The organism is Acidithiobacillus concretivorus (assembly GCF_018853445.1).
Lineage (GTDB): Bacteria > Pseudomonadota > Gammaproteobacteria > Acidithiobacillales > Acidithiobacillaceae > Acidithiobacillus > Acidithiobacillus concretivorus.
The window spans coordinates 20,582-32,557 of the sequence record NZ_JABELD010000080.1 but is presented as its reverse complement, the minus strand read 5'-3'; the positions used below and the strand labels follow the sequence as shown (position 1 = coordinate 32,557).

Here is an 11,976-nt window from a genome sequence, read left to right as displayed (position 1 = left end):
CCAGGATCAAACTCTTAAGTTCAATCCATACAATTTGTTCAACTTCCGCCATATTCAGTACGATAAATCATACTCAATACAGCTTGGGCCTAAACCCCACACATCTCCACTCGGCTTTTAAAGAACATCCGGACCGGAGTCCGGTGCGGCTCAACGCCGCGTCGTGAGGGCGCATTATACGCAGGGTTCGAAGGGTGTCAACACAATATTTTCGTATCTTTCCTGTATTTCGGGATCGACCATCAGGAAGTCTTTATATTCTGTTAGTTACCGTTTTTCTCCGCGCAGAGCGCCACCCTGGCAAAGTGGCGTTTACCTAGTTGCAGTAAATATTCCTCCCCAATATTCAGCGTTACCGTCGGATCGCCTGCTCGTTCGCCATTCACTCGCACGGCATTTTCGCGGATTTTGCGCATGGCTTCGCTGTTGCTACTCGCCAAACCAGTCTGTACCAGCACCTGCGCGAGTCGTGGAGGGGTAGCGAAGGCATAACTCATTAGGGGTAGGTCCTGCGGCGTTTCATGGCGCTGAAAGCGGGCCAAAAAAGTCTTACGCGCTTCTTCTGCCTCATCTTTCGTATGAAACCGGGTCACCAGCTCTTCGCCAAGATCCAGTTTTATATCCCGAGGATTCAGCAATCCTTCTTCTGCTCCACGTCGCCATTGTTCCTGCTCCTGGACAGGGACCCGGGATAGCAGGGTGAAATAGCGCCACATCAGCGCGTCCGAAATAGACATGATCTTGCCAAACATTTCTGCGGCAGGATCTTCCACGGCTATAAAATTACCCAGGGATTTGGACATTTTCTGTACCCCATCCAGGCCCTCCAGAATTGGCATGGTCAACACCATTTGCGCTTTTTGACAGTATTCTCGTTGAAGTTCCCGACCTACCAGCAGATTAAAACGTTGATCGGTCCCGCCCATTTCCAGATCCGCCTTGATGGCTACCGAGTCATACCCTTGCAGCAGGGGATAAAGAAACTCGTGGATAGCAATGGGTTGATTCGCTGCATAGCGCTTACTGAAATCATCGCGCTCCAGCATCCGGGCCACCGTATAACGCGCGGCAAGCTGGATCAGCGCTTCTGGAGCTAACGCGCCCAACCACCTGGAGTTAAAAAGTATTTCAGTCCGCTCAGGATCGAGTATCTTAAAGACCTGGCGCTGATAGGTTTCGGCATTGGCGGCAACCTCCTCACGGCTAAGAGGCTTGCGGGTAACATTTTTGCCCGTCGGGTCACCGATCATCGCTGTAAAATCACCCACGATGAATAATAATTTGTGACCCATATCCTGAAACTGTCTTGCCTTATGAAGTAATACCGTATGACCGAGGTGAAGATCTGGAGCGGTCGGATCCATACCGAGCTTGATTCGCAATGGTTCGGATTTTTCTGCTGCGAGCTCCAGACGTTTGGATATTTCTCCTTCCGGAAGAATATCTACCGTGCCCAGAGCAATTTGTGCTTCTGCTTGTTCTGTATTCATGGTCATAAAGTATCCGCAATTGATCGGGTAGGCCGCATCTTAGCATTTACGCAAGCCGCGCTGAATGGAGGTGTCATGATTCATGTAACGTATCGGACTATCTGACTATTGTTGGCAGCTAAGTCACCGATATGTAATACTATTTATGCTGTATAATCTACCAAAGAAAAGGAACGAAAGATGCTTAAAAAAACTGTAATGTCATTACTGTGCCTATCCCTTGCTGTCCCTGCCTTGTCATTCGCAGAAACGGCGACACATGCTGTCAAACCCCTCACGCCCCACCAGGAACGCATGAAGACCTGTAATGCCGATGCCAAAGGTAAGAAGGGCGAAGAACGTAAGACGTTCATGAAGTCCTGCCTGAAAGGTGAAGTGGCTGTTCCTGCCGCAAAAGCACCTGAAGCAAAAAAAGTCAAAGAGATAAAAGTAGAGAAACCCAAAACCGAAAAAAAACTGAACTCTCAACAGATGCGGATGAAAACCTGTAATGCCGATGCCAAAGGTAAAAAAGGCGCGGAGCGTAAAACCTTCATGAAGTCCTGCCTCAGCAACAAGTAATTCCAGCAAACCAGCAGCCATCTAACATTTTTAGATGGCTGCAACCATTCCCCCATTACCCTGCAAGGGGTAAACTCGACAACCATTGTACTTGTCGGGAGATACTCTCATATGCTTAGTCTCTGGGGAGAAATTGTGATCATGGTTGGAACCCCCCTACTTCTGATTATTGTTGCGGTCGGCGTCAATCGCCTGGCCAAAAAGCACCAGCGGGATGAAGATCGCTCATGACTTTGCTCACCTTACTCAAGGGCAAGCTGCATCGGGTTCGGGTTACCGCAGTGGAACTGGAGTATGAAGGCTCCTGCGCCATTGATGCGCATCTGCTGAAAAGCGCGGGCATTTATCCTTATGAGCAAGTGCATATTTATAACGTCAATAACGGCGACCGGTTCAGTACTTATGCCATTTCCGCAGCACCCGGTTCGGGGGTCATATCTGTAAATGGTGCAGCCGCACGCCGCGCAGCGCTGGGCGACATTTTGATTATTGCCGCTTACGCACAAATAGCTGAAGATCAGGTTTCAGAATTTCAGCCCCGGCTCGTATATGTGGACTCGCACAATCAGATTACCCATGCCCGTCATGAAATCAAATAAGCCGTTCCACTGAGTCTTTCCCCCATTGCTTTCAGACATTCCTCGCAATGCTCGTCTGCTCATGGCTGCGCGGGTTGCCCGGAGTGTCGGCCAAGGTGCACTGGTCGTAGATTTTGCCCTCTATCTCCATGCCTTGCATTGGTCAGCCATCCATATCGGCGGCTTATATTCAGTTAGTTTGCTGGTAGGTGCGCTGGCAACCCTGATTGTTGGGCCACTCAGCGATCGTTTTGGCGCCAAACGCTTTTTGTTGGGCTATGAGGGTATCCAGATTGGTACCGCAATCATCGCCTTGAGTACGGCCCAGCCCGTCTGGCTCAGCTTGGCGGCCATTCTCGGTGCCTTTGGCAGAGGCGCTAATGGTGGTGCCGGCCCCTTCGCCCCCGCCGAACAATCCTGGATGTCCCGGAGCGTTTCCCATAAGCAATGGGGACAGATTTTCCACCTGAATACCAGTGTCGGACTGGCAGGCATGGCCGTTGGCGCATTACTGGCGACGCTGCCCGGACTACTGAATGGGGTGTTGCCAGAACCGGAAGCATATCGGTCTTTATTTATAGTCGTGTTACTGGGTTCATTGTATTGTCTGTTTTTTTTGCTACGCGCTGAAGAGTCTTCCTTAACAGCTGAAGAGATTGATCAGGTTGCGGCTCCTGCCACAAAACTAGAAAACCCTGAGATCATTGCGGGCAGGCCTTCGTCTGTAGGGCGAGTTCTGCTGAGATTTGGTGCCATCAATGCTTTGAACGGATTAGGGATTGGCATGGTCGGTCCACTGATGGCCTACTGGTTTCATCTGCGCTTTGGCGTAGGTCCTGCCGCTATTGGTGCGGCCATGGCTTTGGCCTTTTTCAGTGCGGCACTCATGTCGCTTCTGGGATTACGCCTGACCAGACGTTTTGGCATGGTTGGTACGGTGACCCGCATGCGCCTGCTGGGTTTGATAATGATGTTGGCCTTACCTTTTGCGCCCGTATTCTGGCTGGCCATGCTGCTTTACATTTTTCGGGCTGCGTTGAACCAGGGTAGTATCGGATCAAGGCAAGCATTGTTTCTGGGATTGGTTGGAAAAGACAAACGCGGTCTGGCAGCGACTGTAAACAGTTTATCCCTGCAAGCACCCAGAGCCATCGGACCCAGCATCGCCGGACTGTTCTTTGAAGCCGAAATGCTGGTTACCCCGTTTTTATTGGCCGTCGCCTTGCAGGGAATGTATCTTGTCCTGTTTCGTCGGTTTTTCAGCAAACAAAAGCAATAAGCATCTGATCAGATCTCGCGCCGAACCTGTTGACTCTCACCGTAATTTACAGACAAACGCCTACCGCACGGGTCATCAGATAATTAACGAGCCCCAGAAAACCGAGTTCATCAGGAAATTTATAACTTCCCGTAAGAATGCAACCCCGAAAGAAACATATTGACGCCCAGAAAACAGAAACTCACGACCCAAAGGCTCATGAATGACCACCAGGCCATGGCCGAACCGCGCCAACCTTTAACTACGCGGGCATGTAAATAGCCAGCGTAATTTAGCCAGACAATGAGCGCCCAGGTTTCTTTAGGGTCCCAGGACCAGAAGCCGCCCCAGGCTTTGGCGGCCCATACCGCGCCTAAAATGGTTGCCACTGTAAAAAATAGAAATCCCAGGGCAATGGCCTTATACATCACGTCGTCCATGACTTCACTACTGGGCATGACCCGAAGCAGTAATCCTGAACCACGGCGGCGCGATCGCTCCGTCAACAAATAACCCACACCAATGAGACTGGCGATGGTAAAATTGGCATAACCCACAAATATCATGGGAACATGTAATTTCATCCAGAAACTTTGCAGGGCGGGAATGAGTGGCTCAATCTGGTCCATGTGCTGGGCAAAAGTCAGCCAGAGTAAAAACCCTACGCCAGCGGCCACCAGCGGCATCACAAAAGCGCCCAGGGCGCGTGCTTCGTTACGCTTTTCATAATACCGGTAAAACAAGGGCGTAGAAGCACAAAAAAGGACCAGAACTTCCCAGAGGTTGCTTACCGGAATATGCCCCCAATCCGGATGGCCCAGGTAGGTTTCCCGCCACCGCACCCCAAGACCAATGAATCCCATGATGACGCCGGCCCAGGTCAGGGCTGTGGCCCACTGACCCACCCACTCGCGTCCGGTAAAAAGATAAAACAGATAACTGGCGGTAGCGGCGAGCAGCAGAGCGGACATCCACATAACTGCGGCGTAGCCCTGTAATACATCACGCAGAAGGATATTATTCGTGGTAGTTTGGCCGATGCTATAAAGCCACACAGCTAACAGTGCAGGCAGAACGATTCCGATGCTGGCTAACTGCACGGGACGCCAGGCAAGCCCCGCCACCAGCAGAGCGCTATACCAGGCACCAAGTACCACAAATTGCCAGTAACCAAAACTGCTGCCATACAGCCCCAAAATAATTCCGGCAGCAATACTCAATCCAGCAAACCATGCCCAGTCTCTTAACTTCCACTGTGTCCACCAGCTTGGCTCCGGGGTTACTCCTGTCCAGCTTTCAACGCGTGTGTTGGCCATCTTTTTGCTCCTTGTATTCGGCGTGATCGACGCCCAGGGCCTGCTCCAAGGTCCCGGTCCATCGCTTAAACTCTTTGGTAAAATCCAGACGGTTGCGGTCTGCAGAAGCCCCCAACAACAACTCTACTCCCTCGGACTCCTGCCCCTGGGGACGAAGGCGGAGCCAGATACGCTTCTGAGGAATATAAAACAGGATAAAAATGCCCAGCACCAGGGCCACACATCCCCAATAAATCACAATGGTTCCAGGCCACTTGGTCACCTGCAAGCCGGCTGCCCAGCGATGATCAAAACTACTCAACGATAAAATGAAAGGCATGGGGTAATCGTGTAGTTGCACCAAGGTTTGCATACTTGCCTGCAAAAAACGGGATTGTTCCGCCGTGCTCATTCCCGGAGCATGACGGGCAACAACCTGCTGAAAGATATCGGTGAAAATAGCCTGAGAAGCGTTGGCACCCGTGCGAGCCGCAGACTGCAAAGCCGCCAGATAATCCATGAATAAACCAATACTCCCGTTAGGCCCGGTAGGGATATATATGTACCGGTAGGCGTCGCCCAGCGCATCCCGAAATCCCTGAACAAAAAAACCTTGCCCACCCCGCCGCATGGGCGTCATGTACGTCTTGAATTCGGCGGCCTGGCCATTGGGATTGTGAATGATGTAGGTAAAACTGGGACCCAGATTAAGGGTGGGATGATCCGGAGTGGCTTTTTCGCCTACCGCCGCCTTGGGCATAATGTTGTAAAGACTGAAATTTTTCAAATCAACAGCATAGCCGGAATGACCGGCATGAAGCGTTTGCCCTACCCGTCCGGAAAGTTCGCCGGGCTGCGCGCCCGACGCACCGAGCAAATAGGTTTTCATATGCAGCAATGAACCACCGTCACTGAAACTCGACTGATAAATATATACGCCATCATAGGACATGGGGTGATTTACACGCACATCGCCTGTTTTGAGCACTTTTCCCTGCGGGCTGTAGAGCACAACACTGGAAGTAAAATCCTTGGGCATTCCAGTGGAATAATAAGAAATATGAAAAGATTGCAAATGAATCCGAAAAGGCAGAGGTTGCACTAGATAACCATTACCGGCGAGTTCAAATACCGCATTGGCGGTCTGGCCTTCGGGCAGCGTGATAATTCCCCGATAGGCCGGATTATTTTGGGACATCCAGGCCGTCTGGGGGATTTTTGAGAGCGGAAGATCGAAATTCTGCTCTGGTTTCAGTGTTCCTTGCCATTCTGCCCATTTAACGGGCACGTCGGCGTTATAAAGTGCCGCCGCACAAATGACGACAATAGCAATATGGGTGAGAAAGTAGCCTAGACGATGGTAGCGGCCCTTGCGGGCAGCAATGGCCATATCGCCGTCTTTTTGTTCCACGCGCGGTTTATAGCCAGAGGCTCGCAACACTTGCAGGATGCGCTCTTGTGCCTGAGTCATAGGCAACGCCGTGGCCATTCGTACCCAATGATCCTGACCCAAAATCACCGTATCGCGTTGACGAATTGGAAACTCGCGCATTTCGCGCAACATCCGGGGACTGTTTCGAGTGACGCAAGTTGCCGTGGATAACACCAGAAAGGCCACAATCGCCGTATACCACAAAGTGCGGTACACATTGTACAAACCGAGTTCACGGTATACCGAAAACCAGAATGGCCCAAACTGCATGGCATAATTCTGGTAGGGCTGCTGTTGACTGAGAATAGTGCCAATCACCGAAGCAATGGCCAGCAATACCAGCAGACTGACCGCCAGTCGCATGGACCCCAAAAACTGTACCAGCAATCGCCAGCGCGGCTGCTGCCAGGCAAGGCCATCTACATGTGCTTGCAAAGCTGTTCTCCCTATTTTTTTCAGTGAATTATTCCACTTGAATTGTTTTTTCGCAGTCTAGGTCCTGGACTGGATAGCAGCAAGCTCCCTGAGCATGACTTTCAGATTGCCAGAACCAACTGACGACGACTATGCTCTCAGCATGAACCATACCAACCCAACACCTTTCCGTTTCGCCCCGTTACGACGGGCCAGCTTTCGCCTCAGCGTGACCCAGGCGGGACAACTCCCCCCGGATGATGGGGCCGAAGTGGCCATTGCCGGACGTTCCAACGTGGGTAAGTCCTCTACCCTCAACATGCTCACCGAACGTCGCGCTCTGGCACGCGTCAGTCGCACACCCGGCCGCACGCAGGCTATCAACGTATTTGATCTGGACCCTGGTCAGCGCCTCATCGATCTCCCCGGTTATGGTTATGCCAAAGTCCCTGAGGCCTTAAGGCGTTCCTGGGGTCCATTACTCGAACAATACCTGCGCCGCCGCAGCAGTCTGCGCGCTCTGATTCTGGTTATGGACATTCGCCATCCTTATGGACCACATGATGCGGATCTGATTGGCTTTGCTGCGGGTTGTGGTCGCCCGGTCCACGTCCTTCTCAACAAGGCCGATAAACTCAGTCGCGGGGCGGCCTTGCAGGAAATGGCCCGATTGCGGCGGATGCCGGAATTGCAGGGGGTTGCCATGCAACTGTTTTCGGCGCAAACCGGACAGGGTCTGGACGAATTGCATCAGTTGATTGCGGGCTGGCTGGCCCCCAGCGAACAAAAAGAAACCCCGACTTCTGCCGGGGTTAATAACGAGCCCTCAAAGGGAGGGGAGGACTCATGATCCGGCCAGGGAGGGTAGACCGGATCCAGACAAGCAATGCGTTACTCATCGGGTTTGAGTGAAGCATGTCGGAAAAGTTCAGTCACATACCTCATCCCTGGCATATTTTACGCCCGAACTGGCGTAACCGCTGGCGAGGACGTGCCGAGCGCTGGGCAAGGCGCCTGCAGCTTGAACGCTGGTATCCACATACACCCATTGCTGCAGCGGTAGGTTTTCTAGGGCTTTTCAACATTCTTCCGGCCATCGAACATTTGCTGGGCCTAAGCTATGTCGGCAGTCTTGCAGACATGTCCAGCGGCTTCGTACTCGACGCCTTTCGTGGCCTACCGCAGGGCGCTGCAGGCATCATTCTGCTGATTATGTCGCTGGGATTATTATTTCGTTCGCGCTTTGCCTGGGCCATTGTTCTCACTATTGCATCAGCGGTTCTTGCCGTTGGCATTTATCGCCATCCCCAACATATTTCTGCGTTGCTTTACTACAATGCGGTTCTGGTGTTTTTTTTGTGGATTTTCCGGAGTCGTTTTAATCACAGCAGTCTTGCCACCGGTACCCTGTTTGCTCTGGTAGGCGCCATTATGGTTATGGGTTATGGGGTTTTCGGAGCTTATATTCTGGGTGACGGCTTCAAACCGCATATTCATAGCCTGACCGGGGCGCTTTATTTTTCCATAGTCACCATGTCTACCGTCGGTTATGGCGATGTTTTGCCCGTTTCCAACGAGGCCAGACTTTTTGTGGTATCTTTGATTGTGCTGGGAATCACCGTATTTGCTACTTCGTTATCAGCCATTATTGTTCCTGCAATCAATAACCGACTGCAATCGGCGCTACAAGGAGAAAAACGCCGCATGACTCTAAAAAATCATTACATCATCGCGGGCGATACGCCGCTGGCGCGCAATAGTTATCGAGAACTGAAAAGTCGCAATTTACCCGTCATCGTGATCATGGGACACCAGCCCGATGACTCCATTTATCAGGCGGATGATTTGATTATGGGTGATTCCAGTGACACCGATATATTGCGCAGTGCCGGTGCCGAGCAGGCTCTGGCGGTGCTCGCCCTGCGCGCAGATGATTCAGAAAATGCCTTCGTGGTGCTGGCGGTCAAGGAAATGGAAGGCTCCGCCAAAACCGTTGCCGCAGTCAATGACAGTAAAAATCTTGGCCGGGTGCGCAGGGTCCAGCCGGATATGATCATCGCTCCCCAGGTACTGGGTGGCGAGTTGCTTGCCATGGCACTTAATGGCGAGCAACTGGATAACAACGCCGTCATGAAAATGTTCCGCTTCAGTAGCGGGACAGGCGCCACGCCAGGCAAAGGCTAGCCGTGCGCAGCATCCCAATGTTTTCCCACTCCGAGGCCCACCAGTAGGGGAACCGCCAACTCTGCCACGCCTTCCATGCGCTCCTTGAGGGCTGCACGGGCCGCTTCAAGGCCACTTTCGGGCACCTCCAGAATCAATTCATCATGCACCTGCAAAATCATACGACCCCGGCCCGGGTCTTCCTGCAACCAGGCATCTACCGCAATCATGGCTTTTTTGATCAAATCAGCCGCCGTACCCTGCATGGGCGCGTTGATGGCAGCCCGCTCGGCGTAATTGCGCCGCGCCGCATTACTGGAGCGAATTTCAGGCACATACAAACGACGTCCGAACAAGGTTTCCACATAACCCTGCTGCCGCGCCAAAACGCGGGTTTGCTCCATGTAAGTAAGTACCCCCGGATACCGATCGAAATACCGATCCATATAAGCCCGGGCAGCACTTTGCTCAATACCTAGTTGCTGGGCGAGGCCATAAGGGGTCTGGCCATATATCAAGCCGAAATTGATGGCTTTGGCTGCACGCCGGGCATCACTATCCACCGCCTCCGGAGCCAGATTGAACACTTCGGCAGCCGTTGCGGCGTGAATATCCTGCCCCTCGGCAAAAGCCTGCAAAAGACGGGCGTCCCGGGAAAGGTGGGCCATGATGCGTAATTCAATTTGTGAGTAATCGGCACTCAGCAGATAAAAACCATCTTCCGCAACAAATGCCTGACGAATACGCCGACCCTGCTCGGTACGCACCGGGATATTCTGCAAATTCGGCGCACTGGAGGACAAGCGTCCGGTGGCCGCCACGGCCTGCTGAAAATGGGTATGCACCCGACCCGTCTGGGGATTGATCATTTCCGGCAGGGCATCTGCGTAAGTGTTTTTCAGCTTGGCCATTCCCCGATATTCCAGAATCAGTCGGGGGAGTTCCGCCTGAACCGCCAGTTGAGCCAACACATCTTCACTGGTAGAGGGCTGACCACCAGGCGTTTTTTTCAGGACCGGCAACTGCATTTTATCAAAAAGAATTTCCTGAATTTGTTTCGGTGAGCCAAGATTGAATGATTGTCCGGCTGACTCGAAGGCTTTGGCTTCACAAGCTGCCATATCCCTGCCCAATTCCATGCTGAGAGTTTTCAACTGCTCCTTGTCTACCCGGACACCTGCCTGTTCCATACGCGCCAGTACCAGCACCAGGGGCATTTCAATGTCCATCAGGACACGCTGCAGACCCGGTTCATTGGCAAAGCGTGGCCATAGTTGAGCATCAATCCGCCAACAAGCGTCCGCATCTTCAGCCGCATAGGGTAAGGCCTCGGACACGGGCACATCGGCAAAATTGCGCGCCGACTTGCCTTTGCCCGCGACTTCTTCGTAGGTAATGTTCTGGTGCTGCAGATGGCGCTGCGCCAGAGAGTCCAGATCGTGGTTATTCTGGCTGCTGTCGAGGATGTAACTTTCCAGCAGGGTATCCCGGCACAAGCCTGCCGGATAAATGCCGTAACGCCAGAACACCCGCCAGTCATACTTGGCATTTTGGGCCAGCTTTGCTGCCAGCGGATTTTCCAGCCAGGGCCGCAACGCTGCTAATACATGATCCAGCACAAGCTGCGTACTGTTATCCCGATGTCCTAGCGGAATATACACCGCTTCAATCTGATCGCCTTCCTGCCAGGCACAGGAAATACCCACCAGATCAGCATTCAGTGGGTCCAATGCCGTCGTTTCGGTGTCCAGTGCCACCAGGGCCGCCTGCTGTAGCTTTTGCAGCAGGTTTTCCAGCGCTGCGGGGGTCGTAATCGCCCGATAACGGCTGCGATCAATAGGCATCAATCCCCCCACAGCCGTTTCATTTATCGAAACCTCGTTATCCTCGGTGCCCACCTCGGCTGGATATTCCTTGAGCCAGGCATGAAAGCCCAGGCGCTGGGCGAGGCTGCGCAGTTTTTGGGTGTTTTCGGGAACGCGTTGATAAGATTGCTCCGGCAGATGGAGATTGCAGCGAATCGTGGTCAGATCCAGACTGAGGGGCAGATAGTGCAGAGAGGTCCGCAGTGCCTCGCCTATTTTGCCACCGATTTCATCGGCGTGGGCCAGAACGCCATCCAGACTGCCATATTGCTGAATCCATTTAGCCGCTGTTTTTGGCCCGGCTCCGGGCACCCCCGGAATGTTATCGACTTTGTCACCCGTAAGCGCCAGTAAATCAGCGATACGTTCAGGGGCCACGCCGTATCGTTCCCATACCCCGGCTACGTCGGTTTTTACGCCCTTCATGGTATCCAGCAGCGTGACCTGATCATTGACCAACTGGGCCATATCCTTATCACCCGTCACGATAATCACCTGCTGGCCCGCCTGCGCCGAGCCCGCGAGCGTCCCAATAACATCATCGGCTTCCACATCCGGCACCAGCACCAGCGGCAGACCCGTTGCCTGGATCCATTCATGCAGCAAAGGAATCTGGGCGCGCAAATCTTCTGGCATGGCAGGACGCTGGGCTTTATATTCCGGATAAAGCCGGTCACGAAAAGTCCCGCCGGGAGCATCAAAAATCACAATGATTTCATCACTGGGATATTCTTTCGCCAGGCGCCGCAGCATGTTGGCCACCCCGAATATCGCGCCGGTAGGCAGATTATCCGGCGCGCGCAAGTCCGGCAGGGCATGGAAAGCCCGATACAGGAAACTAGAGGCGTCAACGAGAATACGGGGGTCTTGGGGCATGATCTGGGACTTGTCTGCGAATTTCCGTCATAATACGAAAAATC

At 52.9% G+C, this 11,976-nt stretch carries 9 protein-coding genes; 5 read left to right on the top strand and 4 right to left on the bottom strand.

Going from position 1 to position 11,976, the window contains the following annotated elements:
• Positions 1–263: 263 nt before the first annotated feature.
• Positions 264–1,490 (bottom strand): tyrosine--tRNA ligase, encoded by a 1,227-nt coding sequence (gene tyrS / locus HJG40_RS11005; protein WP_226857396.1) that lies wholly within the window; start codon positions 1,488–1,490, stop codon positions 264–266.
• Between the two features lie 180 nt (positions 1,491–1,670).
• Between tyrS and HJG40_RS11000 the strand changes: the two genes are divergently transcribed.
• The 3 genes from HJG40_RS11000 to HJG40_RS10990 all read left to right on the top strand — a co-directional run bounded on the left by HJG40_RS11000 (position 1,671) and on the right by HJG40_RS10990 (position 3,908).
• A complete protein-coding gene (locus tag HJG40_RS11000; protein WP_215864228.1) occupies positions 1,671–2,051 on the top strand; it encodes a PsiF family protein in 381 nt (126 codons plus the stop codon).
• A gap of 227 nt (positions 2,052–2,278) precedes the next feature.
• Entirely contained in the window at positions 2,279–2,650 is a 372-nt protein-coding gene (panD, locus tag HJG40_RS10995; protein WP_215864227.1) for an aspartate 1-decarboxylase, read from the top strand.
• A 25-nt stretch (positions 2,651–2,675) separates the two neighbouring features.
• Positions 2,676–3,908, top strand: coding sequence for an MFS transporter (locus HJG40_RS10990; protein WP_226857395.1), 1,233 nt, complete (start codon positions 2,676–2,678; stop codon positions 3,906–3,908).
• A 119-nt stretch (positions 3,909–4,027) separates the two neighbouring features.
• Here HJG40_RS10990 and ccsB read toward each other — a convergent pair whose 3' ends face one another.
• Both ccsB and HJG40_RS10980 read right to left on the bottom strand, forming a co-directional pair.
• Positions 4,028–5,203 carry a c-type cytochrome biogenesis protein CcsB gene (ccsB, locus tag HJG40_RS10985; protein WP_215864226.1) on the bottom strand — a complete coding sequence of 392 codons (1,176 nt, stop codon included), beginning with the start codon at positions 5,201–5,203 and terminating at the stop codon, positions 4,028–4,030.
• Positions 5,184–7,049 (bottom strand): cytochrome c biogenesis protein ResB, encoded by a 1,866-nt coding sequence (locus HJG40_RS10980; RefSeq protein ID WP_215864225.1) that lies wholly within the window; start codon positions 7,047–7,049, stop codon positions 5,184–5,186. The genes ccsB and HJG40_RS10980 overlap by 20 nt, the downstream gene beginning before the upstream one ends.
• A 106-nt stretch (positions 7,050–7,155) precedes the next feature.
• On the opposite strand from HJG40_RS10980, the gene yihA reads away from it, so the two are divergent.
• Together yihA and kch are read left to right on the top strand one after the other, a co-directional pair.
• Entirely contained in the window at positions 7,156–7,878 is a 723-nt protein-coding gene (yihA, locus tag HJG40_RS10975) for a ribosome biogenesis GTP-binding protein YihA/YsxC (RefSeq protein ID WP_368356099.1), read from the top strand.
• A gap of 65 nt (positions 7,879–7,943) precedes the next feature.
• Positions 7,944–9,212 carry a voltage-gated potassium channel protein gene (gene kch, locus HJG40_RS10970; RefSeq protein ID WP_215864224.1) on the top strand — a complete coding sequence of 423 codons (1,269 nt, stop codon included), beginning with the start codon at positions 7,944–7,946 and terminating at the stop codon, positions 9,210–9,212.
• Here the strand turns inward: kch and polA are convergent.
• Positions 9,209–11,932, bottom strand: a complete 2,724-nt coding sequence (polA, locus tag HJG40_RS10965) for a DNA polymerase I (RefSeq protein WP_215864223.1) — start codon at positions 11,930–11,932, stop codon at positions 9,209–9,211. The genes kch and polA overlap by 4 nt on opposite strands.
• Positions 11,933–11,976: the final 44 nt, after the last annotated feature.